Raw genomic sequence first — 24,818 nt, 5'->3', positions numbered from 1 at the left:
CGGAGCTTACCCGAACTTCTTGAGGCGTGCGGCCTTCTCGACCGGCAGGTCGAAGGCAATGGCAGAACCGGTTTCACGGGCTGCAAGTGCTGCATCCTCCTCCGCCTTGATGGCGCCGAGCGGCGTATCGAGCAGGTACTCGCGCGTGCTGCCGGAGAAAGAGGCTCCGCGCACGGTGCCTTGGAAAGGACCTGAACCAAGGGTCACCATGCGCGGACGCCACGCAAGCCCTGCCGTGTCAGGCGGCAGGGATCCGGAAAGATCGATCGGGCCGTTGCCGGCCTTGAGCTTGCCGCCCTCGACGGCAAAGATGTTTTCGAAACCGACGAAGTCGGCGACGAAGCGCGAAATCGGGCGATTGTAGATATCCTCGGGCGTGCCGATCTGCTCGATCGCGCCATTGAGCATGACGACGATGCGGTCCGCCAGCGACAGAGCCTCGCCCTGGTCATGGGTGACGAAGATCATCGTCACGCCCGTTTCCTTCTGCACACGCTGCAGTTCCGTGCGCATTTCGAGGCGCAGGCGAGCGTCGAGGTTCGACAGCGGCTCGTCGAGAAGCAGCACCTTCGGCTCCATGACCATCGAGCGCGCCAGCGCCACGCGCTGCTGCTGGCCACCTGAGAGTTCGCCCGGCTTGCGCGCAGAAAAATTCGAAAGCCCGACCGACTTCAGGCCGGCGGTCACCCTGCTCTCGATCTCGGCTGCCGGCAGTTTCTTCAGCCGCAGGCCGAAAGCGACGTTCTCGAACACGGTCAGGTGCGGAAACAGCGCATAGGACTGGAAGACGAGGCCGACCGAGCGCTTATTGGCGGAAACGCGGGTGATATCGGCGCCGTCGAGCTTGATTGCGCCGGAGGCCGGCGACAACAGGCCGGCGATCGAACGCATCGTCGTGGTCTTGCCGCAACCGGAGGGCCCAAGGAATGCCACCAGTTCGCCCTTGCGGATCGAAAGGTCGAGGTCCTTCACCGCAACGGTATCGCCATAGGCGAGCGTCAGTTTTTCAAGGCTGAGGAAGGGGGCGTCAGACATAGCGAGAGAATCCCAGGAAGCGTTCGGCAAGGAAGACGATGCCGATGGACATGAAGGCGAGCAGCGCGGAAAGAGCGGCAACCGACGGGTCGTAGGTGATCTCCATATAGGAGAGCATGTCGATCGGCAGCGTGCGCACACCCGGGCCGGAGAGGAAGAGCGACACCGGCACCTGGTTGAAGCTCGTCACGAAGCCGAGAATGAAGGCGGCAAGAATACCGCTGCGGATGTTCGGCATCACCACCCGGAAGAAGGCGCCGGCGCGCGAGGAGCCGAGCAGCACCGCCGCCTCCTCGATATCGGAGCGCAGGTTGTTGAGGCTCGCCGAGACGACCCGCACCGCATAGGGCAGAACCAGCGCCGTGTGGGCGAGGAACAGTGTCAGCGTGATGTTGAGGCCAAAGGGCACGACGATGTAGCGCAAGAGCGCCAGGCCGACGATGATGCCGGGCACGATGATTGGCAGCGACACGATCGTGCGGATGGTTTCGCCGAAAGGCAGCTTGTAGCGCGACAGGGCGTAGGAGGCGGGAACGCCGAGCACGAGAGCGGCCGCCGTTCCGCCGATCGCCAGCAGCATCGAGATTGCAAAACTCTCCTGGAAGCTCTCGACCGTGAAGACCTTGGCGACCCATTTGAGCGAGAAGCCCTGCGGTGGGAAGGCCAGCGTCTCGCCGCCCGAGAGCGACGCGGCAACGATGATGAAGAACGGTCCGATCAGGAAGCCGATCACCAGGAAGAGGACGAGCGGAGTAAAGATACGAGGTGTCATCGCTTGTTCCTCGCAGTGGCAAGCCGTTTCAGGAGAAGGTTTGCGGCAAAGCTCATGACGATCAGGATGAAGGCGATGACGCTGGCTGCGACAAAATCATTGGCGACTGTGACGCGCTGATAGAGCAGCGTTTCGAGCATCAGCACCTTGGAGCCGCCGAGGATCGCCGGCGTGATATAGGCGGTGAGCGAGCCGGTGAAGACGAGCGTTCCGCCGATCACGAGACCTTCCTTGGTCAGCGGCAGGATCACCTTGAAGAACACCTGGAACCAGTTGGCGCCGAGAACGCGGGCGGCGGGAATTGCATCCTTCGGCATGTTCTCGAGCGCGCTGATCAAGGACAGGATCATCAGCGGCAGGAACAGCTGCAAGAGGCCGATGAACACGGCGGTTTCCGTAAAGAGAAACCGGATCGGTTCGTCCGAAAGACCGACGAGCTGGAGCGCCTGGTTGACGATGCCGGTGCGGCCGAGAATGACGATCCAGGCATAGGTGCGGGCAACCGACGAGATCATCAGCGGCAGCACGACAAGGCCGATCATCTGTCCCTTGTTGCGCGGCGTCAGATTGACGATGGCAAAGGCGGCGGCATAGCCGATGACCGCCGAAACGACGGTAACCATCAGGCCGAGCCGGAAGGTGCGCAGGAAGACGGTGCGGTTCAGCGGATCGGAAAAGAAGGTCGTATAGGCCGACAGCGACCAGCTGTCGGCGCTGCGAAAGCCTTCCGCCAGCAGGATCACGACCGGCGCCAGAAAGACGATCGCCGCAAAGACCGCTGCGGGCAGAGCGAGCGCCAGGGCTTCGGCGCGGTTCTGGAACATCCTTCTTCCTTTCAAGGCATTCCTGGGCGCGTCTCATCGCGCCCGTCGCATGAGGTCTCCACCGGCGATCACGATCCGCCGGTGGAGGTCGCAATGGCTTGGACTTACTGGCCGACCTGGGCGTTCCACTCCGACAGCCACGCTTCGCGGTTGTCGAGGGCGACGGCCGACGGGATCAGCTTCAGGTTCTTTACCGTCTCTTCGCCATAGGTCAGGTTCTCGGCGATCTCGGGCGAAACCTTGACGTCCTTGTTGGCCGGGCTGTCGACCAGCTTTTCGGCCAGTGCCGTCTGGATTTCGGTCGAGAGCCAGAAGTCCATGAACTGAAGCGCCAGATCCTGGTTCTTGCTGCCCTTGGTCAGCACCATGACGTTCATGCCGCCGGTCTGGCCTTCCTTGGGCGTTGCCCACTTGATCGGCAGGCCGAGCTTGGTGAAACCTTCCCAGGAGAAGCGGCCGATCGGTGCCGCCCAGATTTCTTCCTGCTGCATCAGCTGCACGAGCTGCGAGGACTTGACGTAGAAGGTGACGATGTCGTCCTTCTTGGCGCCGACGGCAGCAATCGCTTCCTTGAGATCAGGCGTGTTCTTGCCGATGGCTTCGCCGACCATGTAGAGCGCCGGCGGGCCCTGGTTGGTGGTGACGTTCGGGAAGGCGACGTGGCTGGCGTTCTCATCGCTCAGAAGATCGGCCCAGGAGTTCACTTCCATCTTGTCCGAGCGATAGACGATCGAGGTCGCATAGAAGGTGTAGCCGACGCTCATGCCGTCGCCGTTCGGATCCTTGGCGAGGTCATAGAGCTTGTTGAAGTTCTGGAGCTTCGAGGTGTCGATCTTTTCGATGAGATCGGCGCGGGTGGCGGAGAGCGCATCAGCCATCGAGACGACGGCCATGTCGACGACCGGGCTTGCCTTGTTGGCTTCCATCTTCGCCAGGCGCTCGACGCTGTTGCCGGTCTCGACGACGAGCTTGCAGCCGCACTTCTGTTCGAACGGCGTATAGACCAGTTCCTTGAAGGCGTCCTGGGCAAAGCCGTAGACGGAGATGGTGAGCGTCTTTTCCTGAGCGGATACGGCAGGGGCGGTAACGAGCAAGAGCGCGCTCGAGGCAAGCAGAAACTTCTTCAAGGCTGGTGTCCTCCTTCGGTGACGGATGTGGCTGCGGTGACGGTGGTATGAACGGGTTGAAACGCCGGCGGTGCGGCGGCCGATTGCCTGATGACCAGGTGCATCGGCACCTTGGATGTCTCGGCGGTGACCGGTGCGCCGATCGCGGGATCGGACGGGTCGCGCTCGCTGATCGCCTTCACGAGGGCTGCAACCGCGATGGCCGCAATCTCGGTCATGTCCATGCGCGCGGTCGTCAGCGCCGGCGTGATGACCGGCGACCAGATCAGGTCGTCGAAACCGGTGACGCTCGCCTTCTCCGGAACGTTGATGCCGGCGCGCTGCAATTCGGTCAGCGCCCGGAGCGCATGGAGATCGGAGATGCAGGCAAACGCGGTGTAGCCTTCCGCCACCATATCGGCGAGCCCGAGCGGACAGCCCTTGCCGGCCACCTTTTCCAGCGGCTCGATCCAGAGCGTATCGGTATGGGTTCCCTCGCCGAAAACCGAGCGGATGCCGCCGGCGCGGTCGTTCTGCACGTTGGAAGCCGGATTGTTGCCGATGATCAGCACGCGGCGGTGCCCGAGCGCCTTCAGATGCTCGGCGATCTGCCGGCCGCCGCCCCAATGGTCGGCGGCAACCGTGTTGCCCGGCGTCGAGGGCGTATCGATGACGGCGACCGGACAGCCGACATCGGCAATGCGCGTGCCGCGCCGCGGCACGATCACCAGTCCGTCGACGTCGCGATCGATCAGGCGCTCGATCGCCTTGGTCTGGGTCGAGACGTCGCCGCGCGAGTCCGCGATCAGCACGCCGTAGCCGGAGGAGGATGCAGCAAGTTCGATCGCCTGGGCGATCTGCGGGAAGAGCGGATTGGCAATATCGGGAAGGACAAGGCCGAGAACGCCGGTGCGGCCGGTGCGAAGCGCCCTGCCCGCCTGGCTCGGCACATAGCCGAGCTCGGCAGCGGTCGCGCGGATCTTTTCCACCATCTCGGCGGAGACGCGGCCCTTGCCGGAGAGCGCGTTCGAAACCGTGGCCGCGGACACGCCGAGCGTTCTGGCAATCCTCGTCAGTTTTGGTCCGGAACGCGCCAAGTCAGTGGTTTCCGCTATCGCATGATTAAACGATTAATCAGCCGATATATCAGAATCCTCTGACTGTCGAATCCTTTTGTCGACTCGTTGCATTTTGCAATTATCGAGGGAAATCGATTGTGGACGACAATCCGCCAAGCCCTCAAGGGGGCGAGATTTTTGCGACCTGGCTCGACAGAGCGGACAAACGGCAACCGGCGAAAGCGCCTGCACCATCGCCTCCCATTTCGAAGGGGTTTGATCCACTCCTTCTGATATATCTCGGCGACCAGTTTTTCGGAAAAACCGGAATCGCCTTCGCCAGCATCGCCATTTGCCGGGGTACAATTTTCAACTTCGTCGGACAAAAGGAACCAATTTTCCCACTAAATTACTAGAGAATAAGTATGATGCATCGCAATCATCCGCAGCGTACATTCGGATGGCCGCGGGATCCGCGTGACAGGCATAATGCAGGAGTTTGGGACATGACTGGTACTATCATCGCCTCGGGCAAGATCTCGGGACAGGGTCTGCGGGTTGGCGCTTTGGGAGCCGCCACGCTGGCGCTCGCTCTCTCGTCGAGCACGGCCGTCTTCGCCGAGGACGCGAAATTCGATCCCAACGCCTCGATCACGATCGGCTCGCTCTATGAGCCGCAGAACCTCGACAACACCGCCGGCGCCGGCCAGGGCATCAACGAAGCCTTCAACGGCAATGTCTATGAAGCCCTGTTCACCTTGACCGATGCCGGCGACGTTCAGCCGGGTCTCGTGGCCGAGCAGAGCGTCAGCGAAGACGGCCTCGCCTATACCTTCAAGCTTCGCTCCGGCGTCACCTTCCACTCCGGCGATCCGCTGACGGCGGCCGACGTCAAATATAGCATCGAGCGCGTGACTTCAGAGCAATCCAAGAGCTCGCGCAAGAAGAGCCTCGCGACGATCAGCGCGATCGAGACGCCCGACGATCAGACCGTCGTCGTTAAGCTGTCGGCGCGCTCGATCTCGCTGCCTTACAATCTGAGCTACGTCTGGATCGTCAACGATGCGGCGAAGGACCTGAACGCCGGCGAGGACGGCACCGGCCCCTACCGCCTCGACGAATGGCGCCGCGGCTCGTCGCTGGCGCTGACCCGCAACGACAAATACTGGGGCACCGCCCCGACCAACGGCGAAGTCGTCTTCCAGTACTTCACCGACGCGACCGCGCTCAACAATGCGCTCCTGACCGGCGCCGTCGATATCATCACCAGCGTCCAGAGCCCGGACTCGATCGCCCAGTTCAAGGACAATCCCGACTTCACCGTCACCGCCGGCCAGTCGACCACCAAGGAACTGCTCGCCTTCAACGATCGCGTCGCTCCCTTCGACAACGTCAAGGTCCGCAAGGCGATTGCCCGCGCCATCGACGACAAGAAGCTGCTCACCTCGATCTGGGGCGAATACGGCACGCTGATCGGCTCCTTTGTTCCGCCGACCGATCCCTGGTACGTGGATCTGACCGCCGTCGACGCCTATGACGTCGAAAGCGCCAAGGCGCTCTTGAAGGAAGCGGGCTTTGCCGATGGCTTCAGCTTCAAGCTCGACACGCCGAACTACGACCCGCATCCGATCGTCGCCCAGTTCATCCAGAGCGAACTCGCCAAGGTCAACATCAAGGTCGAGATCAACGTGATCACCGCCAACGAGTGGTACACCAAGGTCTATAAGGCACATGACTTCCAGGCGACACTGCAGGAGCACGTCAACCACCGCGACATCGTCTTCTACGGCAACCCGGACTTCTACTGGGGCTACAACAACCCCAAGGTCGTCGATCTGATCAAGGCGTCGGAAGCCGCCGCCAACACCAACGAGCAGACCGCCAAGCTTAAGGAAGCCAACACGATCATCGCCGAGGACGCCGCCAGCAACTGGCTCTACCTCTACCCACAGATCGTCGTCTCGAGCTCGGCCGTATCGGGTTACCCGGTGAACGGCCTCAACTCGCAGTTCTTCGCCTACGGCATCAAGAAGAGCGAACAGTAAGCGGCACCACCATCCGGCGCATTAGCTCCGGTCACTGACACGGCAGCCCCTGGATCCCTTCCGGGGGCCGACTGCGTTTAACCAATTCGTCTAGGCATCTTCCCGCGTTCCACAGGCGCCCCCAGGGATGCTCTAGCCTGCCCGATCTTTTTGGTGCAAAAGCCAGCTCTCTGATCACGGCCCCCGTGAGAAGAAAGGAATGCAGCCATTCTCACCTATCTCGTCCGCCGCCTTGCCATTCTCATCCTGTCGCTGCTGATCGCCGCGGTGGTGCTGTTCGTGTTGTTGCGCCTGCTGCCCGGCGACCCCGCCAATGCGCTCCTCTCCGTCGGCGCCGATGCCGCGCAGATCGAGAAGGCGCGTGAACAGGTCGGTTCGAACCTGCCGCTCTGGCAGCAGTTCCTGCGCTTTGCCGGCAGCCTCGCCCGCTTCGACCTCGGCACCTCCTTCGTCAGCGGCAAGCCAGTGATCGAAGAGATCGCTGCGCGGCTGACCGTCACCGTCCCGCTGGCGCTAATGGGTTTCGTGCTTGCCATCCTGATCGCCGTGCCGCTCGGCATCCTCTCCGCCGTCAAGGCCGATCGCTGGTATGGCGGGCTGATTTCGACTGTCTCGCAACTCGGCATCGCCATCCCCGTCTTCTGGGTCGGCATCCTGCTCGTCACGGTTTTTGCCGTTACCTTCCGGCTGTTCCCTTCCGGCGGCTTTCCCCGTCGCGGCTGGCAGAACGAGGGACAGGTGCTTTATGCGCTCGCGCTGCCCGTCATGACGATCGGTCTCGTCATGGGCGCGTCGCTGCTGCGATACGTCCGATCCGCCACCCAGGACGTTCTCGGCAGCGACTACCTGCGCACCGCACGCGCCCTCGGCGCCAGTTTTCCGGAAGCGCTGATCCGCCACGGCATCCGCAATGGTGCCGTACCGATCGTCTCCATCCTCGGCATCGAGCTTGCAACCACATTGCTTGGCGCCGTCGTCGTCGAACGCGTCTTCGCGCTGCCGGGCCTCGGCTCGATGCTGCTGCTCGCGATCGAGCAGCGGGACTACCCGAACGTTCAGGGCGTACTGTTCATCTCCACTCTGCTGGTGCTGCTGATCGGTTTTGCCGCCGACCTCACCCAGCGCCTCATCGATCCGCGTCTGCGCGAACGGGCCGTCGGAGGCAACGCATGAGCCCCGTCGAGACATCCGTTTCCGCGCGCAAGCGTCGGCATTCGCTCGCCCTTACCGTCGGCCTCGTGCTTGTCGGCATCAATCTCTCCGTTGCAGTGCTGACGCTGTTCTGGACGCCTTATGATCCGCTGAACGCCTCGGGCGGCCGGCTCGAAGCGCCGTCGCTGTTGCACTGGCTCGGCACCGACCGGCTGGGCCGCGACCTGCTCACCCAACTGATGATCGGCGCGCGCACGGCGCTGCTGGTCGGCATCGGCGCGATCGCGATCGGCGCGATGATCGGCGTCAGCCTCGGCGTTGTCGCCGCCTTCGCGACGCGCCTTGCCGACGACGTGATGGCCGCGACGCTCGATATCCTGATCGCCTTCCCGACCCTGCTTTTGGCCATGCTGGTGGTGGCGGCCAGCGACAGCGCCAGCCTCTGGACGGCGATCCTCGCGCTCGGACTTGCCATCTCCGCCATCGTCGCGCGGCTGACCCGCATCCTCGCCAAGCGCGTGCTGCGGCAGGACTACATCGTCGCTTCGCGCACGTCTGGCACGTCCTGGGTCGGCGTCGTCTTCCGCCATGTGCTTCCCAATATCTGGCCGACTCTCTCGATCAACTTCGCCCTGCAGTTCGGCCTTGCGGTCATTGCCGAAGCGTCGCTCTCCTATCTCGGTCTCGGCGCGCCGCCGCCGAACGCCTCCTGGGGACGGCTGCTGCAGGAAGCACAGGGGACGGTCTATACCGCACCGATCGGCGCAATCGCGCCCGGTCTCGCGCTCGTCGCCCTTGTCATCGGCATGAACCTTCTCGCCGACGGTCTTCGCGATATCGCCGATCCGACACGAGGGAGATCGCGATGACAGCGCTGCTCGACATTCGCGGCCTCACCATCCGCACCGGTGACAAGCCGCTGGTCTCCGACCTTTCCTTTACAATCCGTCCCGGCGAGCGCATCGGCCTGATCGGTGAATCCGGTTCCGGCAAGTCGATGACGGCGATGGCGGCAACCGGCCTGCTGCCGCCATCCATCGCTGTCACCGGTTCGATCACGCTCGACGGACAGCAAGTCGTCGGCGCCGCCGACAAGGTGATGAACCGCCTGCGCGGCGTCGCCGCAGCCGTTGTCTTCCAGGAACCACTGACCGCGCTCGATCCGCTGATGAAGATCGGCCGACAGATCGCCGAACCGGTTCGCCGGCGCCTGGAGCGGGACGGCGGCACGGCATCGAAGGACGCCATTGGTCGTGAAGTCCGCGACCTCATCGACAAGGTGGCGCTGCCGCAGCCCGACCGCATCATCAATTCCTACCCGCACGAAGTGTCCGGCGGCCAGCGCCAGCGCGTGGCGATTGCCATGGCGCTCGCCTGCCGCCCGAAGATCTTGATCGCCGACGAACCGACGACGGCCCTCGACGTGACGACCCAGGCGGAAATCCTGAAACTGCTGGACCAGTTGGTGCGCGAGACCGGCATGGCGCTGCTCTTCATCAGCCACGACCTGCCCGTCGTCGCCCAGGTGGTCGAACGCGTGATCGTGCTGAAGAACGGTTTTGCCATCGAGGAGGGCCCGGTCGGCACGGTTTTCGACAAGCCGCACCACGATTATACCAAAACTCTGGTCGAGGCCGCCCGCCTGTTCGACGAAGCACTCGGGACAACCGGATCATGATGCTCGACCTTCAAAACGTCAGCTTCGGCTACTCCCGCCAGCAAACCACCCTCGACAACGTCTCCATATCGGTGCGGCCGGGGGTGAGCGTCGGTCTCGTCGGCGAGTCCGGCTCCGGCAAGACGACGCTGCTGCGACTGATGCTCGGGCTCATCCGCCCAACGAGCGGCGCCATTCGCTTTGGCGAGGAGATCCTCGATACCCGCAACAGCACCTTCATGCAGCGCTATCGCCGCGCGGTGCAGCCGGTCTTCCAGGATCCCTACTCCTCCCTCGACCCGCGCCAGCGGGTGATCGACATTATTGGCGAACCGCTCAGGTCGTTGCGGATCCCGGGTGATCGGACGCGGGCCGTCGCCGAGGCGCTCGACGCGGTCGGACTTCCTGCCGATGCGCTTGGTCGCTATCCGCACGAGTTTTCCGGCGGCCAGCGCCAGCGCATCGCCATTGCCCGCGCCATCGTCGCAGGGCCTCAGATCGTGCTGGCGGACGAGGCGGTGAGCGCGCTCGATCTTTCCACCCGCATCCGCATCGTCGAACTGTTCAAGACGCTCGCCGAAAAGCTGACGCTGGTTTTCGTCTCGCACGATCTCGGCGTCGTCGCCGCCCTTTGCGAGGAGATGGTAATCCTCGAGCGCGGCCGGGTGGTCGAGCGCGGCAAGACCCGCGACATTTTGGCCTCCCCGAAGCATCCCTATACCCAGCGCCTTCTTGCCAGCATACCGCGCATGCCCGCTTGACGAGGGGTTGGCGCGGACCCCGCTTCCTCAGGCGAATCCGCCTTTGTCCCCAAGGGCTTGATGATTCGCGCGCGCATTGATCCAGGACAACCGCTGAGACGCCCGTCTTGAGCATAGTGCCGCCGGCCGCAGAATCCCTGCCGCCGAACGCCCTGACCGGCGATGTTCAACTTTCTTCTGGGGGTCCGGAAATCATGCCTACTCGCGCCATTCTGCCATCTGCCGTCCTTTTCGCCGCACTTGCGGCGTCGCTCGCGATCGCGACGGCGGCAGATATCTCCGAGCCGGGCGCGGTCGCGGCACCGGAAACGCCTCTCGCCAGCGAGCCGGGGCCGTGGATGATCCGCGGCCGCGCGCTCGCCGTCCTGCCCGACGACAAGGGCACGCTCTATCTGAACGGCGCCGCGCTCGACGGCGAGAAGGTCGGCGTCAGCAACTCCGTCGTGCCGGAACTCGACATCACCTATTTCTTCACCGACAACATCGCCGCCGAACTGATCCTCGGCACCACGCCGCACACGGCACGCGGCAGCGGCTCGATCGCCGGCCTCGGCGAGATCGGCAAGGCCTGGCTGCTGCCGCCGACGCTGACGCTGCAGTACCATTTCAATGTGACGGACGAGATCAAGCCCTATGTCGGCGCGGGCGTGAACTACACGATGTTCTACAACGAGAAGCCGCGCGGTGACTTCACGAGCTTCAACATGAAAAATACCTTCGGCGTGGCGCTGCAGGCCGGCGTCGACATCAAGCTCGACGACCACTGGGGCCTGAACTTCGACGTGAAGAAGCTGTTCCTGGAGCCGGAGGTCAACGCAACCTTGCCCGGTGCCGGCGCCGTCAGCGGCAAGGTCAAGCTCGACCCGTGGCTGATCGGCACCGGTATCAGCTACCGCTTCTGATCGCCTTCGAACGAAATGGTTTGCGGCGCCGTTACAAGGCGCCGCAATCTCTAAAAAAACGTCCTCAGACGTGATGGGCCGTAACGGCCTTTGCGAGTTCGCCGGAGAGTTCCCGGCTGCCCGCATGCGACACGTCGCCGAGCGACAACATGCCAACCATGCGTTTGTCCGCGTTGATCACCGGCAGCCTGCGAACCTGCTTGGCCTCCATCAGGTGGACGGCATGCTCGATCGACTCGTCGGTCCGGCAATAAACGATATCCCTCGTCATCACATCCCGCGCCGTCATCGACGCCGGATCGCGCCCGTTGGCGAAGGCGCGAAGCGCGATGTCGCGGTCCGTGACCATGCCGATCAGGCGGTCGTTTTCGCCAACCGGCAACGCGCCGATGTCCTCGTCGCGCATGATGCGCGCAATCGTCTTGAGATCGGTTTCGGGAGAGATCCAGCGAGCGCCGGGATGCATGGCTTCCGATATTCTCATCTCATCCTCCTGTGCGTGAAAGCGGCAGAGCATAGGCTGACATCGTGGCCATTCATTGATCCCCCGGTGCGCGGTGCGCCCTATCGCAGTTCGAGGAGGAAATAGGTCGTCGGGCCGGAAGGGCCGTCATTGGAAAGCCTGAAGGCAATGTCGCCTGCGCCTTGCGCCACAGCCGGATGCACCTTGCCATCGAGGCCCACCGGCGAAACGCTCCAGCTCTTTGCGGTCCTCGCAAGCGCGAGATCGACATAGCCTTCACGAAGCCGGACCGGCAGCCGTCCAAAATCTTCGATCACCTTCTCCTCGGTGTCGCGAAACGTCATGCCGGTGTTTTGGGCGTCGGTTGCAAAGATCAGCAGGAAGCGCCGGCTCGTGCTGAGCGAGGCGTCCGGATCGAGCGCCGACAGCGCAATGAGCGCGTTGCCGTCGGCCTGCTCGATCCTGAGCAGGCCGAGAGCGAGCGGCTCCCGCAGCGACGAGAACGCGGCAGCCTCCGTCCCGTCAGTCACGACGCGCAATTGCCCGGCAAAGCGGTTCAACTGGATCTGGCCGGTGCTGCTCTCATAGATGCCGGCATCGATGCTGGTGCCGTTGTCATCCGCAAGCGCACCGCTTTGGCGCAGACTTTCAAGCACCCCTTCGCCGTCTTGCTGACGCGGCTGCATCACCGCCGGTCCGTCACCGAGCCGGGTGCCGTCTTCAAGGCCGATCCGCCCGACCAGCGCGAGGTCCGTGAGGCGCTCGGGCTCGCGGGCCTGCATGTCGTCGGAAAGGTCTTCTTCTCCGCGCACCGCAAACGGAACCGTCACAGCCGAAGTCGCCACGTCGCCGCGGCGATAGAGCAGCGCCGATAACGTCTCGCCGGCGCGTGCGACGGGATCGAGCGCGATGGCATAAGGCAGCATCGCCTTCTTGTGCGGGAACGGCTCGCCATAAGTAAGAACGATCGGGCCATGGCCATGGCGGCAAAGCGCGTCCCAGCCTTGCAGCGCCGCATAGGCCGGCATCGCCAGTCCCGCCTCGTAGCGGTAGCGGTTCCAGAACAGATGATCGTATTCGCTGACGAGGAACGGCCGGCCGAGCCAGCGCGTCGCCGCGAGCATGCGGATATAGTTTACGCCGTCGGCAATCGAGCTTATCTGCGTGGTCTTGCTTCCCGGCGCATAGCCGCTGACCCAGTCATGATAGGTGTTCATGGTCACGGCTTCGAGGCCGCGCCGGCTGAGCGACGCCTGCACCGTCGGCCAGTTGTTGTAGTTGCTGATCAGGCCGCGGTAACCGAGCCCACGCAGCACGGCGCTCATGCGCGCGGTCATGGCCTCTTCCGTCTCGGTGAAGAAGGCCTGCAGGTCGCGCAGCCGCGGGCTGTCGACGTAGCGGTCGGCCGGCAGTGCGACGGATCCCGCCTCGATTCTCTCATCGGACCGAAGGTCGGGCCACGCCTTGGCTAAGGCGTCGGTCGATCCGTAGCGTTTGGCCAGCCAGTCGTTGAACGGCTTGGCAAGTTGCGGATCGTAGGGCGGCTTGCCCGGCCGGTCGTGCACGACGGTGTCGAACTCCATCCCGTTTTCGTTGGCGAGAATGACGACCGCCAGCGCGTCGTCGCGGATCGGCGCCACGCCCGTGTAGGGGTTCACGCGCCCGAGGATCGTCTCCTGCATGCGCTTCCAGTGATCGAAGGCCCGCTCGTCGACAAAGAGCTCGAGCTTAAGGTTTCCGCCGTCGTCCCAGCGATCGTCGAAACCGCCATAGACGCCGCGCAGCGACGACAGGCCGTCCATCATCCAGTAGATGCCGTTCTTCTTCAGCGCTGCCAGCAGGTAGTGGATGCGGTCGAGCGTCTCGGGGTCGAAGTCGAAGTCCCGGTCGCGGCCGAACATCAGACTGCCATCGACGAAATGCAGCCGGGCGAGATTGTAGCCGCGCATCGCCAGCTGCCGCGCATAGCGGTCGGCGGTCTCGTGATCCGGAAAGCCGCCGGAAGCCGGGCTCCAGGCAAGCGATGCGCAGAGCATCCGCTCCGGCTTTTCAGGCGACTTCGCGAAGGCGAGCCGGCCGCCGGCGCCCGCAACCAAGCGATGTTCCGCATCGATCGCGCCGTTCGGCAGGAAAGAGGAGAAATCGAGGGGGCTGCCTGCCCCAAGCTCGAGCGAAACTTCCCGGACGGGTAGCCACTGGTCGGACGCCTGGGCTGGCGAGCTGACTACGACAAGCGCCGCCGCGGCCGCCAGCAACGGCCGCCACATCATGCCGGAGCTCCGAGCAACTGGCTTTCGATCGGCGCATCCGGCTTCCGGCGCGCCCGGAAGAAGCCGACCGGCAGCGCTGCTGCATGAAAGAACCAGGCAACGACGGTGTAAAGCCCCATGCTGAATCCACCCTTGCGCAGGCTCATCAGCCCGACCACGCCGGCGAGGACTGCAAGAACGATGCCGAGCGCAAGGAGTTTATCGGGCACGAACAGCAGGATCGCCAGCGACGCCGCCCACCAGAGATAGACGAGCGCCCAAAGCTTGAGCTCCGGCAGTTCTCTGATGAGTTGGAAGAAATAGGGCTGGCCGAGCGAAGCGCGCAGCAACTCGCCGATGCCAAACAGATACTTGCTCTTCCAGCGGCGCACGAGCAGGCGGTAGGAATTGTCCGTATGGCCGAAATGCTGGACAAAGCGCCGGTCGAGGCGATGCAGCGTCCAGCCGGCGCTTCTGAGCCGGATACCGAGGTCGAACTCCTCATAACCGTGGAGATTGCGGTCGGAGAGATAACCGACCGCTTCGATCGCCGAGCGGCGATAGAGGCCGCCGCCATTCATGCGGTCGATCGCGCCGATGCGGTTTTCCGGGGCATTGCGCGTGACCCGCCGTGAAAATTCGAGATTGGAGGTCAGCATCTCCTGCACATGGCCGGTAACGCCCGCGACCTGCGGGTCGTCGGCAAGGAACGCCTCGGCCACTTCGAGGAAATCCTCGTCCAGCAGCATGTCGCCGTCGAGAAGGCAGATATGCGCATGGCGGGAATACTGAAACCCTAGTTGAGGACCGATGCCGCAACTGGGAAGCGCCGGCGGGCTGATCTGGGCGATCACAACAGGATAGCGCGAGGCGATCTCCACCGTCCTGTCCTTGGACCCGCTGTCGGCGACGATGACCTCGCCGCCAACGATTTCGAGCGCCTTCAGCGCGCTTTCGATGGTCGCGGCAATGCGCTTCTCTTCGTTCAGCGTCTTGATGATGACGGATACTGCCACGCGATCCCCCAGTCCCGACGGAGCGCAGACAGACCTGCTCCGGTTGCCGCCGATCTTACCGGCGATGTTTTGCGTTTTGGTTTACCGCCCGAGCAGCCGCAGCAGCGGCATGCGAAAGCGATGGAGAAACCAGCCGCCAAAGACGCCGCAGGCACCCCCAAGAAGCTTGACCGCCACGTCCGTCACGCGCGCGTGGCGATCGGCCGAGGCCATCTGCAACAGCTCGAAGCCGATCGCAGTCGCAAAGACCAGAACCAGCAAGAGCCCCAGCCGGCGCGGATAGGCGATCGCGAACAACAGACCCAGCAGGCCGAAGGCGCCGAACCGTTCGAGATGGACCAGATGCCCGATGCGCGGCCTGAGATCGAGCGGGGACATCGTCGAATAGGCAATCACGGCAAGAAGGATCCATGCGAAAAGGCCGGCGGCGCGTTTGAGGGTCATTGTCAGCTTGTCTTCCAGGAGGCGTGCGAGGCACGGCAATCATCGAACCATCGGCGACGGCGCGTTCATCGGGTTGCGAAGGCGCGGTCGCATTCTTGAACGGAGCCGTGTGCGAGGACGCACGAAGAAAGCTCCGGCAGGCGACACGCCAGACGCGAAGGTCCGGCTATTTCGCCAGCAACGCGCTATACACCGCCGCGGTCCGTTGCGCCACATTTGTCCAACTGTAGGCGGCTTCCGCGTGTGCCGCCCGTTCGCGCACCTCGTCGTCGCTCAGCGGCGCTGCGAGCTTATCCATGATACCGGACGCCAATGCATCGACGTCGCCCAGCGGGAAATACTCGTCGGGCGCCAGCTCCAGTTCCTGATTGGCGACGATATCGCTCGCCAGGACCGGCAGCCCGTAGGCCATCGCCTCGAGCAACGCGATCGGCATGCCTTCGTGGCTGGACGGCAGGACGAAAAGGGCGGCATTGGCGAAGAGTTCCGCCAGCCTGTCGCCCGTCTGGAAGCCCGTGAGCACCACACCCGGCACCTCGCGCGCGAGCGCCCTCACTTCCTTGACATAGGGCGTTTCGAACTCCGCGCCGCCGGCAAGGACGAGCTTCGTATCGGCCAAACCGCACTTGGCGAAAGCGCGGATGAGATCGAGTTGCCGCTTTTCCGGAACGAGCCGGGCGGCGAGCAGGATGTAACGCCGCCGTTCCAGGCCAAACTCCGCAAGAGCGCCGGCGTCGCCGGTCGGCGGTGTGACCTGGACACCATTCGGGACCAGCGTCATGGCGACATGGTGTCGAACGCGCATCGTCTCGGCGATGTCCTTCGAGATCGCCACGCGCCCGTTGGAAAACCGCATGCCCAGGAACTCGCCGAGCTTCAGCGTCCGCCTGGCAAAACCGCCCCACTTCTGCCTGTCGTAGTCGTAGCCATGGTGGGTCACGACGACCTTCAGCCCGAGCAGGCGCGCAAGCGGCGTCATCAGCGCGGGGCCGATGGCGTGGATGTGCAGGACATCCGGACGCCGCCAGGCCGCGAGCCAGACACCGAGGAAGGTATGGACGATTGCTTCCAGCGCCATCCGGCGCGGCGCCCAGAGCGGCACGACCTCCACGCCATTCCAGGCATAGCTGTCGCGCTGTTCGAGATAGCGACGCCGCCCGACGACCTCGACGTCCCAGCCGTAGCCAAGCAGTTTGCCTGCCAGCATTTCGACGTGTTTCTCGACGCCGCCCTGAACATTGGGGATGCCGCGCAAGCCCAGCATCATCACGCGCCTGCGCTCACCGCGCGCGGCCAGCGCGCCGCTCTGAACGGGCAGGCCCTGCTGCCGACTGGCGAGCGTGGGGCCACGCCGAGGCAGCCCGCCGGCCCCGTCCGACAGTCCGGTCTGCGCCAGCTCCTGCGCAATGACAGTCGGTTGCTGGCGATGACTTTGCGATACATCAGACTTTCTGCTCATGTGTCGCCTCGAAGGTTGCCCGTTGCGTTTACCGGGGCGATATACTTGTCCATCGCCAAGATATTTCACTCACCTCTTATATAAATGACCCAAAACCATAGAGCGAGCCCAGGTTACTACAAATTGTATCGTAACGTTAATGGCGGTCGTGATCAGACGGCGCCGAGCTTGGCATAAACGTCAATTGTCCTTTCCCGATAGGCGGCAGCCGAGAATTCGCTGGCGATCCAGCGCCGGCCCGAAATACCCATAGCAGCGCGTGTCGCGGGCGGCAGGGCTGCCATTGCCGACAGAGCGCGGGCCAGATCGTCGGCATCGCCCGAAAGCGCGGTCATGCCCGTCTCGCCCTCGCGGATCATCTCGGGAATGCCGCCGATCTTTGCCCCGATCACCGGCCGGCCGAGCGCATAGGCTTCGAGTATGCTGATCGGTGCGTTCTCGTACCATTCGGACGGCAGAACCAGTGCCCGCGACTGCCCGATCAGACGGTGCAGGGCTTCTCCTGAGAGATAGCCCGCAAAGCGCACGTCGGCGCCGGTCTGCCCGGCGAGTTGCCGCAGCATCGTTTCCTCGGGGCCGGTTCCGGCGATCACCAGTCGTTGCCCCGATGCCGCCGCCGCCCGTATCAGCGTCCCCAGCCCCTTCTCCGGCGCCAGGCGCCCGGCAAAGACGAAGTAGTCTCCCTCGGCCCAGTCGGCGGAGTAGTCGTCGACATCGACGAAGTTCGGGATATGGACCATCTGCTCACGCGGCCAGCCCCAGTCGACCAGCTTCTCGACGTAGAACCTGCTCGGAACGACGATGCGATCCACCTTGTTGCGATAAAGACCGAGCCCGCGATGGACCACGGTTTCGGCGAGCACGACCGCGCTCAGCGTCGTCTCCCCCTTGATGCAGCGGTGGCGCAAGACGTTGTAGATATGCCCGCCGCGACAGTCTTCGCAAACGGCGCCGTCACGCAGCATCTTGTAGGACGGACAAGCAAGCTTCAGATCATGGGCCGTCATGACAACGGGGATGCCGGCCGCCTTCAGCGTCGAGAAGATCGCGGGCGACAGGTGATGGTAGACGTTGTGCGCATGCGCGACCGAGGGCCGTGCGCGCTCGATCAGCCGGCTGACGTTCTTCTGCGCTTCGCGCGAGTAGATGACGCTCGCCGCCTGCACGACCTTGCGCAAAAGATTGGTGCGCCGGCCATACTCGATCTCGGAGACGAAGTACTCGGACCATGGCGAGATTTCGTTGTCCTCGTGCTGCATGGCGAAGGGCACCACGTCCCAGCCGATGTCCGAAAACATCTTCATGTGGTCGAAAAAGACCGCCTCCGCCCCGCCGCGGCGATAGAAGTAATTGTTGATGGCGAGCAGCCTGTTGTCGCCGTTCCCGCGCCCCGACATCCCGCCCTCCTACCAGCCGAGCCTGTCAAGCGCCTGTTCGACGGGCAACACGACACAGTCCTTGGTTACCGCATAGCGAACCAGGTGCTCGAACGTCTCGGGCGTGCATCCATAGGGCGTCGGACGCGCGGCGATGTCGTGGGTGAAGAACACGAGCCAACCTGGCCGATCAACGACATCGTCGATCCAGCCCGTGAGCGCCTGGGCGTCCGCCTCCGGCTGCCGGATCTCGACGGCCTTCAGCATCAGCGGATCGACGGCGGTGCGGTTGACGCTCTCGCCAGCCGCACGGCAGGTGCGGTAACGCCGCCCCAGCTCCCGGCGCGCCAGCGGCCAGGCGGCGTTGTAGGGAAAGGCGAAGTTGGTTGCGGCCGGGCCGACGCCGCTCCGCTGGAGGTAGGCGGCATTGCGATCAAGATCGCGGGCAAGCCCGTCCACGCCCAAACGCCTGATCTTGTTATGGGAATAGGTGTGACAGCCGACCTCGTGCCCCCGGTGGGCGAGTTCGGCGCAGCCCTCAGGCGAGATCAGGGTGCGATCCGTTTCGACGCGCCCCGAAAGCCCGCCGGCGATATAGAACGTGCCGCGGACGCCATGACGTTCGAGGATTGAGGCGCCGTTGTGAAGTGCCGTGTCCGGCACGTCGTCGAAGGTGAAGGAAACGAGCGGCACGTCGGTCCTGACGTCGCGCGGCGTCGCGGCGAAGCGCCAGATCAGCCGGTTGGCGATGCGGTCCACCAGGCCGTCGATCGTTTGCATGACGTCAGGCATAGGCGGCTCCGGATTTTATCTGCTGCGGTGCGAGCGAAAGCACCGCCCGCGACTGAAGGTGCAAGCCGTAAAGCGAGAACAGGAAGGTGAACCAGAGAAGATTGCCGCCCTCGAAGAAGAGGCTCTCAAGGCCGGCATTGAAGATCGTGTAGAGCCAGACGCGGACGTAGAGGCGCGTGAGATGCGAGTGCTCCTCGGCCGGCGCCAGGCGCGCAATGTTTCGCAGCGGCAGCACCAACAACCAGATCACCGTCAGGAACAAGCCCGGAAAGCCGGTCATCAGGGCGATGTCGAGGTAGGAATTGTGGCCGTTGGCGGCCGCCACCGCCCAGGTCTCGATCGACCCGCCGCTGTTGACGAGTTCCGATGTCTGCCAGAAGGCCTTGAAGCCGTAGCCGGTGATCGGCTGTTCGGCGAGCGCACTGAAGGCGAAGCGCCAGATATCGGCCCGATTGGTGAACGTGGCGTCGATGCCCAGATCGGTGATGAACTCGCTGAGCGGCGTGAACACCGCCGAGCCGACGGCAAAAAGGTTGAACAGGCCGACGCCGCCGATGACGATCGGGATGCGCAGGAATCGAAATCGTTCGAAGATCCACGCGAGCAGCACGATCGCCGGCAGCATCGCCGTCGATGTCTTGCCACCCGTGTGTAGCAGGAAGTTGAAGGCCAGAAGCACGATCGCGATACCGGCAAGCCGCGACCAGACGTTCATCACGTAGAGGCCGAAGAAGGCGGCGATCACCATCGCCGCCGCAGCACTGTTCTTGTGCGGGAAATGACCGCGCCACAGGCCGGCATTCATCGGCTCGCGCAGTTCCGATGCCTGATGGATTGCAAGCGTGGGTTTGAAGACGATGCCGTAATAGGCGACGGCAAGCATGAACAGCGTTCCGACGCCGAGCATCGCCGCGAAGTGTCTCTCCGACTTCGGCAAGAGCAGGTAGACGCTGGCGTTGATCGTCACCATCACCGCGAGCACCGTGCCCTTGATGCCCAGCATCGGATAGGCCGAAATCACCGAGACGAATAGAAACCAGACGTAAAGTACGGCGAGCAGCGGCCGCGGCTGCAGAATGATGTTGCGCATCGGATGCGCGAGACCGTAGGCAAACATGCCGGCAAAGAGAAGCAGCGATACGATCTGGTTGAGCCGGTTGGAGTTGCCGGCCGACGGGTCGAGCACCGCCTCGCCGGTCAGATCGACGAAAGGCGTGGTCGAGATCCAGAAGAACAGGAACGTCGCCATGAAAAGCACCGTGCCGATGCGCTGGCGCAGCACATCCGCCGGGGTTTGTTCAAGGTAGACGGCGCTGGTCATGCCGCCCCTCTTCAAACCGTTGCCGGCCGGCGTCCGCGCAGGAAACGCCAGAGCCCGAGCGTCACGGCGAGGCCGATGCCAAGCGCGAGGCCGAAGATCGCGCCGCCGGCCAGAAGCACGATCGTGCGCGGCGGCCAGCTTCGCGAATTCGGCGGCAGCGCGCGCGAGATGACGCGGACATTGGTCGTATCGATCTGCTGGCGCTCGGTGATCTGTTGCGCGCGCGCCAGATGGGTTTCGTAGATGGCGGCCTTGGCGCGCGCATCCCGCTCCAGGTCGCGAAGCTGGACCTGCGCCTCGTTGTCGGAAAACACGTTCGACTTCTCGTCGTTCGCCTTGGCACGCAAGGCGGCGAATGCCTTCTGCTCCCGGTCCGTGTCCGCCTTGGCACGGTCGAGGATACGGCGGGCCTCGTCGGCCATGGCTGACTCCAGGTTCGCGCGCTCCGAGCGCGCGTTGACGAGACGCGGGTGACGCTCGCCATAGGTGCGCTGCATGGAGGCGATCTGCTGCTGCAGCACGTTGTACTGCTCGCGCACGTTCGTCATGTTGACGGATTCGAACTCCGAGGCGCTCGCGGTCCGCCCTTGCGCGATCGCGTCGTTCATCTGCCGGTAGCGCGTGTCCGCCTGGATGAAGCGCTGCTGGGCGTCGAGAACCTGGGTGTTGAGTTCGTTCGAAAGCTGGTTGCTGACGAGCTGGCCGTCATTGGTCGATTGCAGGCCGTTCTTGCGGCGGAAATCCTCCACTGCCCGCTCCGCCTCGGTTACGTTGTGGCGCAGCTCGTCGAGCCGCGCGTTGAGGCTCTGCGCGACACGACCGGCGCTCTCGGCGGCAGACTGAAACAGCTCCTGCTCGAAGGCCGCAACGATCGCATCCGACAGCGTCACCGCCTTCGCCGCCTCTTCGCTCCAGACCTTCATCACCACCACGAAGGACCGCTCCTCGCGCCGGGCCTCGACCCGCTCCGACAGCGCCCGCATAGCGGAAAGCTCGTTTCCGGCCTGTTGCTCCGCCTTCGTCGAGAAGAGGTTCTTCAGCGCTGCGAAGGCCGAGGGCTTCACGAATTCCGGGTCCTCGCTGAGGCGCAGTTGCGTGATCACCCGCGACAGCACGTTGCGCGACGTCAGGATGCGCAGCTTGCTTTCCACCTCCAGCAACTGCGCATCGCGCTGCGGATTGGTGGTGAAGACATCGTCGCTGACGACATTGAGGTTGGAAGGATCGACGACGATATCGGTATAGACCGTGTAGCGGGGCGTCGCCGTCATCGCATAGGCGAGCGCGGCGCCCACACATAGGACGAGCGCCAACACGATCCAGAGAAGCCCGTCGCGCAACCAGCCGATGATATCGTCGACGCCGATCCTGCTGAGGCCGCTCAAGCCGGGAAAGTAACTGTCGCGACGTCCATCGGCCGCGCCGATCACGGGCCGAGCCACATCCGCCTGGCGTGTCGTGGCTTTGGGAATATCCCTGGATTGTCGCTGGACCTCGGTCGGTTCGTCCGCTGCGGACCCATCTGCCGTGGGCCTCGCTTCATGGAGGTCCGACGAGAGCAGATCGAGCAACGAGCCTCGCTCGACCGGCGCACGCTGCTCGCGTGCCGGTTGGCTGGCTCCCTGTTTTCCGGCCTCGTCCGGCCTATACATAAGCATCCCTCACGCACGCCCATCAAGACGCGAAGATCGTGACCCCACGAGCCGCCTTCTATCGCAGAATTAGGGTTGTACGGTGAATATTCCGTTAAACGGCAGGATTGCCGTTTAACGCATCGCGTCAGAAGTCGGTCAGCAACCGGCTCCAACTCTCCGATGCCAGGCCGCCGACATAGATATCGTTGCGCTGGGCGGCGTCTTTCAGATCCGCATGCCGCGTCACCATGCAGAAATAGCCGCGATGGTGGAAGGACAACCACCTCTGGCGCGAGATCGCATTCATGAGGAACGGCTGCGAGCTGCCGACGGCGAGTGCATAACCGTCGGCGTCAAGCGCGTGGAACATCTGTGCGGTGACGGCGAACTCGCGGCCGGCCTCGCAGACGACGTTGAGCACCGTCGCCCTCTCACTGGCCCTGCCGAAGTAGAGATAGGCGCCGATGACGCGCCCGCTTTCGTCGCGCACCTCCCGGCAGAGAAGGTCGCCAAGTGGTGTGTTCAGCCGCGCGACCATCACCAGCCAGTCGAATTCGCTTCGCGACCAGACGGGCCTGACGGCAAATCGCTGCAGCATGGGTTCGGCAAGATCGAGGAAGGCGGCGGGGTCGATGGCATGCGTCGTGCAGCCGGCCACGGCGCCGGGCTTCGTGCGGGGGCGACGGTGACGCAGAAGCCGGTCGGCAAGGGCGAGCGGCTTGGAAAGTATAGGGGATCTAAGCAGGCGGACTTGCCTGCCAACCGTCAACCCCCATGCTCTGAACGGCCGGAAGGAGCGGCGCCAATCGAGGCTCTGGATCGGCAGCACGACGCCGCCGCCGGCGACCCAGTGATCGGCACTGACCGGGGACGAGTTGTCGGAGAAGCACATGTCCTGCCTTGTGGCTCGCATTGCGCGCGCCAGGCAGGCGGCGCCGACCGCACCCGCCTTGCCTTCGGACATGAAGGCGCAGAGAAGTTTCGCCACCGTTCGGCGGCCGTTGACCGTGAACTCCATGGGAATCGCCAGAATGGCGCTGCCGATGCCGCCGGTCCCGTCGTCATAGACGATGCTGCCGTTTTCCGGCGCGTAAAGCGGGCTCCCGAAGAAAATGGTCTCGAGATAGTTCTGAAGCTCCGGGCTCGCCTCCTGCTCGCGCTTGCGAAAAATCCGGGTGAACATGCTGCTGACGGCGGGGATATCCCGGGGCTCCATGGCGCGTACGTTTCCCGTCCGGGGCATTTCCCGCCCGAGCGATCTTGCCGACTGGATTTTCCCGAGTTCAGCCTCCATGCGCCACCCCTGCCGACAAGGATGCAGCGCCGGCCTGCTCCCGATCGCGCCGCACGAAGCGCAGGAAGACTGCCCATGAGACGATCACCATCGCCGTCTCGATGACATAGAAGGAGATGAAGGTGCCGGCCGGCGGCGCGTACCAGGTGGCCCAGGCAGTGAGTGCCGCACCAAGCACGCTGCCAAGCCCCATGACCGAAGCGCGCGCCGGGTGATGGCCGGACGCGCCAAGCGCCTCCATCGCCACCGACCACATGGCGATCGGCACCACGACCCAGCACAGGATGCGGACGAAGGCGACGAGGGAGACGTAGTCCTTGCCGAAGAGATAGGGCAGCACCGGCGCCAGCACGAAGACGGCGACGGCAGCAGCGATGCTGATCGAGGTGGCGGCAAACAGCACCTTGCGCACACGCTCGAAGGCATGGTGCAGGCCGGCCGCCGTCGCCTTTGCCGAGCCCGGATAGATCAGCCGGTTCAAGGCCTCGACCGACAGGTAGCTGCTCTCCAGCATGCGCCGCGCGACGCTGTAGCTGGACATCACCTCGGCGCTTGCCACTATGCTCAAGACCAGAAGGTCGGCGTTCTGCCGGACGGCGCGCAGGATGAACGGGATGCTGAAATAAAGCCCGAGCGGCAGCTCTTCCCGCACGATGCCATAACGCGGGCGTCCCAACCCTTTGACGGCCCGCCAGCAGCCGAGCGCCACGATCACGTGGCACACGAACTGCCACACGGCCCAGGAGGCGACCGTTGCGACCCCGAAGGCGATGCAGGCGAGCGCTGCGGCTATGGTGCGCGCCAGGGCGAAACCGACGACCACCTTGTTGGCCGAGGCAAAATTGGAATGCGCAAGAAAGATCTGCTCCGCCAGCACGATGACCCGCACGAAGATGATGTTGGTCAGGAGCATCAAGGTGATCACCGCGACGTTGGTCGCGGGATCGGGCGAGAGCGTGAAGAAGAACGGCAACACCGCCGCGCCAAGCACCACCAGCAGCACGCCGCTGATCGCGGTCAGGATGATATTGTGGCCGAGCATCTGCGGATACATGCTGCGGTCGCGCGCGACGCGCCGCACCAGGCATTCCATCGCGCCGAGGCCACACAGGTGCACCGCGATGTTGGCAACGGCCGTGATTGCGACGAAGACGCTGAACTCATGTACGCCGAGAAAGCGCGCGAGGATCGCGAAGGTCACGAGTTGGGCAGCCGAGCCAATGACAAGGCTGCCGCCGGATGCAGCATAGGATATGATCATCGAGAGGAACGGCCTGTGCGCACGTTCCTTCACACCTTGCGAAGCCATTCCGATCTGCCCTTGATCTCAACCTGTCATTGCCACGAAGAAACAACGTTCAATGACAGCGAGCACCCGCCACTGATCACGCGCACGGTAACAGGCAGAAATGATTGCGCGGTTAACGTGCTCGCCGCAATTGTATTTCAGCTTCGTTT

The 24,818-nt window shown here is 63.8% G+C and carries 22 protein-coding genes; 6 read left to right on the top strand and 16 right to left on the bottom strand.

Annotation, left to right across the window (positions count from 1 at the left end; translation table 11 throughout):
• Nucleotides 1–6 precede the first annotated feature (6 nt).
• The 5 genes from XB14_RS22550 to XB14_RS22530 all read right to left on the bottom strand — a co-directional run bounded on the left by XB14_RS22550 (nucleotide 7) and on the right by XB14_RS22530 (nucleotide 4,834).
• Nucleotides 7–1,035 (bottom strand): ABC transporter ATP-binding protein, encoded by a 1,029-nt coding sequence (locus XB14_RS22550; RefSeq protein ID WP_077964296.1) that lies wholly within the window; start codon nucleotides 1,033–1,035, stop codon nucleotides 7–9.
• A complete protein-coding gene (locus XB14_RS22545; RefSeq protein ID WP_060586135.1) occupies nucleotides 1,028–1,807 on the bottom strand; it encodes an ABC transporter permease in 780 nt (259 codons plus the stop codon). Before XB14_RS22545 ends, XB14_RS22550 begins: the two co-directional genes overlap by 8 nt.
• Complete coding sequence (locus XB14_RS22540) at nucleotides 1,804–2,631, bottom strand: ABC transporter permease (RefSeq protein WP_060586133.1); 828 nt, start codon at nucleotides 2,629–2,631, stop codon at nucleotides 1,804–1,806. Before XB14_RS22540 ends, XB14_RS22545 begins: the two co-directional genes overlap by 4 nt.
• Before the next feature lie 104 nt (nucleotides 2,632–2,735).
• Nucleotides 2,736–3,758 (bottom strand): ABC transporter substrate-binding protein, encoded by a 1,023-nt coding sequence (locus XB14_RS22535; RefSeq protein WP_077964294.1) that lies wholly within the window; start codon nucleotides 3,756–3,758, stop codon nucleotides 2,736–2,738.
• On the bottom strand, nucleotides 3,755–4,834 hold the full coding sequence (locus XB14_RS22530; RefSeq protein WP_077964291.1) for a LacI family DNA-binding transcriptional regulator: 1,080 nt from the start codon (nucleotides 4,832–4,834) through the stop codon (nucleotides 3,755–3,757). The genes XB14_RS22535 and XB14_RS22530 overlap by 4 nt, the downstream gene beginning before the upstream one ends.
• Nucleotides 4,835–5,301: 467 nt before the next feature.
• Here XB14_RS22530 and XB14_RS22525 point away from each other — a divergent pair, with 467 nt between their 5' ends.
• The 6 genes from XB14_RS22525 (at nucleotide 5,302) to XB14_RS22500 (ending at nucleotide 11,312) form a co-directional block, all read left to right on the top strand.
• A complete protein-coding gene (locus XB14_RS22525; protein ID WP_077964290.1) occupies nucleotides 5,302–6,840 on the top strand; it encodes an ABC transporter substrate-binding protein in 1,539 nt (512 codons plus the stop codon).
• Nucleotides 6,841–7,047: 207 nt separating this feature from the next.
• Nucleotides 7,048–8,013, top strand: a complete 966-nt coding sequence (locus XB14_RS22520; RefSeq protein ID WP_077964289.1) for an ABC transporter permease — start codon at nucleotides 7,048–7,050, stop codon at nucleotides 8,011–8,013.
• Nucleotides 8,010–8,861 carry an ABC transporter permease gene (locus XB14_RS22515; protein ID WP_077964288.1) on the top strand — a complete coding sequence of 284 codons (852 nt, stop codon included), beginning with the start codon at nucleotides 8,010–8,012 and terminating at the stop codon, nucleotides 8,859–8,861. The genes XB14_RS22520 and XB14_RS22515 overlap by 4 nt, the downstream gene beginning before the upstream one ends.
• The gene (locus tag XB14_RS22510; RefSeq protein WP_077964287.1) at nucleotides 8,858–9,670 is read left to right on the top strand and encodes an ATP-binding cassette domain-containing protein; all 813 of its coding nucleotides are present in this window, start codon (nucleotides 8,858–8,860) and stop codon (nucleotides 9,668–9,670) included. The genes XB14_RS22515 and XB14_RS22510 overlap by 4 nt, the downstream gene beginning before the upstream one ends.
• Entirely contained in the window at nucleotides 9,664–10,410 is a 747-nt protein-coding gene (locus tag XB14_RS22505; protein ID WP_077964284.1) for an ABC transporter ATP-binding protein, read from the top strand. The genes XB14_RS22510 and XB14_RS22505 overlap by 7 nt, the downstream gene beginning before the upstream one ends.
• 194 nt (nucleotides 10,411–10,604) lie before the next feature.
• Nucleotides 10,605–11,312, top strand: coding sequence for an OmpW/AlkL family protein (locus XB14_RS22500; protein ID WP_077964774.1), 708 nt, complete (start codon nucleotides 10,605–10,607; stop codon nucleotides 11,310–11,312).
• A 64-nt stretch (nucleotides 11,313–11,376) separates the two neighbouring features.
• On the opposite strand, the gene XB14_RS22495 is transcribed toward XB14_RS22500, so the two are convergent.
• From XB14_RS22495 to XB14_RS22445, 11 genes are all read right to left on the bottom strand, one after another.
• Nucleotides 11,377–11,796, bottom strand: a complete 420-nt coding sequence (locus tag XB14_RS22495; RefSeq protein WP_077964281.1) for a CBS domain-containing protein — start codon at nucleotides 11,794–11,796, stop codon at nucleotides 11,377–11,379.
• Nucleotides 11,797–11,876: 80 nt separating this feature from the next.
• Nucleotides 11,877–14,042, bottom strand: a complete 2,166-nt coding sequence (locus XB14_RS22490) for a glycoside hydrolase (RefSeq protein WP_077964772.1) — start codon at nucleotides 14,040–14,042, stop codon at nucleotides 11,877–11,879.
• Nucleotides 14,042–15,040: a glycosyltransferase gene (locus XB14_RS22485; protein WP_077964277.1), complete on the bottom strand. Its 999-nt coding sequence runs from the start codon at nucleotides 15,038–15,040 to the stop codon at nucleotides 14,042–14,044. Before XB14_RS22485 ends, XB14_RS22490 begins: the two co-directional genes overlap by 1 nt.
• An 81-nt stretch (nucleotides 15,041–15,121) precedes the next feature.
• The gene (locus XB14_RS22480) at nucleotides 15,122–15,484 is read right to left on the bottom strand and encodes a VanZ family protein (RefSeq protein WP_077964276.1); all 363 of its coding nucleotides are present in this window, start codon (nucleotides 15,482–15,484) and stop codon (nucleotides 15,122–15,124) included.
• A gap of 166 nt (nucleotides 15,485–15,650) precedes the next feature.
• Complete coding sequence (locus XB14_RS22475) at nucleotides 15,651–16,751, bottom strand: glycosyltransferase family 4 protein (RefSeq protein WP_234804126.1); 1,101 nt, start codon at nucleotides 16,749–16,751, stop codon at nucleotides 15,651–15,653.
• Nucleotides 16,752–17,095: 344 nt separating this feature from the next.
• Nucleotides 17,096–18,340, bottom strand: a complete 1,245-nt coding sequence (locus XB14_RS22470) for a glycosyltransferase family 4 protein (RefSeq protein WP_077964267.1) — start codon at nucleotides 18,338–18,340, stop codon at nucleotides 17,096–17,098.
• 9 nt (nucleotides 18,341–18,349) lie between these two features.
• A complete protein-coding gene (locus XB14_RS22465; protein WP_077964265.1) occupies nucleotides 18,350–19,111 on the bottom strand; it encodes a polysaccharide deacetylase family protein in 762 nt (253 codons plus the stop codon).
• Complete coding sequence (locus XB14_RS22460; RefSeq protein WP_077964263.1) at nucleotides 19,104–20,432, bottom strand: O-antigen ligase family protein; 1,329 nt, start codon at nucleotides 20,430–20,432, stop codon at nucleotides 19,104–19,106. Before XB14_RS22460 ends, XB14_RS22465 begins: the two co-directional genes overlap by 8 nt.
• Nucleotides 20,433–20,443: 11 nt before the next feature.
• A complete protein-coding gene (locus XB14_RS22455) occupies nucleotides 20,444–22,084 on the bottom strand; it encodes a GumC family protein (protein WP_077964261.1) in 1,641 nt (546 codons plus the stop codon).
• Between the two features lie 127 nt (nucleotides 22,085–22,211).
• Nucleotides 22,212–23,360, bottom strand: coding sequence for a GNAT family N-acetyltransferase (locus tag XB14_RS22450; protein WP_077964259.1), 1,149 nt, complete (start codon nucleotides 23,358–23,360; stop codon nucleotides 22,212–22,214).
• Complete coding sequence (locus XB14_RS22445) at nucleotides 23,350–24,669, bottom strand: lipopolysaccharide biosynthesis protein (RefSeq protein WP_077964257.1); 1,320 nt, start codon at nucleotides 24,667–24,669, stop codon at nucleotides 23,350–23,352. Before XB14_RS22445 ends, XB14_RS22450 begins: the two co-directional genes overlap by 11 nt.
• Nucleotides 24,670–24,818: the final 149 nt, after the last annotated feature.

The sequence above is a fragment of the Ensifer adhaerens genome (assembly GCF_002007205.1).
GTDB classification, from domain to species: Bacteria; Pseudomonadota; Alphaproteobacteria; order Rhizobiales; family Rhizobiaceae; genus Ensifer; species Ensifer adhaerens_D.
This window is presented reverse-complemented; position numbering and strand designations above follow the sequence as displayed.

What these genes read in the sequence shown, in the direction of transcription:
- XB14_RS22550 (WP_077964296.1), bottom strand. Translation starts at nt 1,035, where the DNA reads ATGTCTGACGCCCCCTTCCTCAGCCTTGAAAAACTGACGCTCGCCTAT.
- XB14_RS22545 (WP_060586135.1), bottom strand. Translation starts at nt 1,807, where the DNA reads ATGACACCTCGTATCTTTACTCCGCTCGTCCTCTTCCTGGTGATCGGC.
- XB14_RS22540 (WP_060586133.1), bottom strand. Translation starts at nt 2,631, where the DNA reads ATGTTCCAGAACCGCGCCGAAGCCCTGGCGCTCGCTCTGCCCGCAGCG.
- XB14_RS22525 (WP_077964290.1), top strand. Translation starts at nt 5,302, where the DNA reads ATGACTGGTACTATCATCGCCTCGGGCAAGATCTCGGGACAGGGTCTG.
- XB14_RS22515 (WP_077964288.1), top strand. Translation starts at nt 8,010, where the DNA reads ATGAGCCCCGTCGAGACATCCGTTTCCGCGCGCAAGCGTCGGCATTCG.
- XB14_RS22510 (WP_077964287.1), top strand. Translation starts at nt 8,858, where the DNA reads ATGACAGCGCTGCTCGACATTCGCGGCCTCACCATCCGCACCGGTGAC.
- XB14_RS22500 (WP_077964774.1), top strand. Translation starts at nt 10,605, where the DNA reads ATGCCTACTCGCGCCATTCTGCCATCTGCCGTCCTTTTCGCCGCACTT.
- XB14_RS22495 (WP_077964281.1), bottom strand. Translation starts at nt 11,796, where the DNA reads ATGAGAATATCGGAAGCCATGCATCCCGGCGCTCGCTGGATCTCTCCC.
- XB14_RS22490 (WP_077964772.1), bottom strand. Translation starts at nt 14,042, where the DNA reads ATGTGGCGGCCGTTGCTGGCGGCCGCGGCGGCGCTTGTCGTAGTCAGC.
- XB14_RS22480 (WP_077964276.1), bottom strand. Translation starts at nt 15,484, where the DNA reads ATGACCCTCAAACGCGCCGCCGGCCTTTTCGCATGGATCCTTCTTGCC.
- XB14_RS22475 (WP_234804126.1), bottom strand. Translation starts at nt 16,751, where the DNA reads ATGATGCTGGGCTTGCGCGGCATCCCCAATGTTCAGGGCGGCGTCGAG.
- XB14_RS22470 (WP_077964267.1), bottom strand. Translation starts at nt 18,340, where the DNA reads ATGTCGGGGCGCGGGAACGGCGACAACAGGCTGCTCGCCATCAACAAT.
- XB14_RS22465 (WP_077964265.1), bottom strand. Translation starts at nt 19,111, where the DNA reads ATGCCTGACGTCATGCAAACGATCGACGGCCTGGTGGACCGCATCGCC.
- XB14_RS22460 (WP_077964263.1), bottom strand. Translation starts at nt 20,432, where the DNA reads ATGACCAGCGCCGTCTACCTTGAACAAACCCCGGCGGATGTGCTGCGC.
- XB14_RS22455 (WP_077964261.1), bottom strand. Translation starts at nt 22,084, where the DNA reads ATGTATAGGCCGGACGAGGCCGGAAAACAGGGAGCCAGCCAACCGGCA.
- XB14_RS22450 (WP_077964259.1), bottom strand. Translation starts at nt 23,360, where the DNA reads ATGGAGGCTGAACTCGGGAAAATCCAGTCGGCAAGATCGCTCGGGCGG.
- XB14_RS22445 (WP_077964257.1), bottom strand. Translation starts at nt 24,669, where the DNA reads ATGGCTTCGCAAGGTGTGAAGGAACGTGCGCACAGGCCGTTCCTCTCG.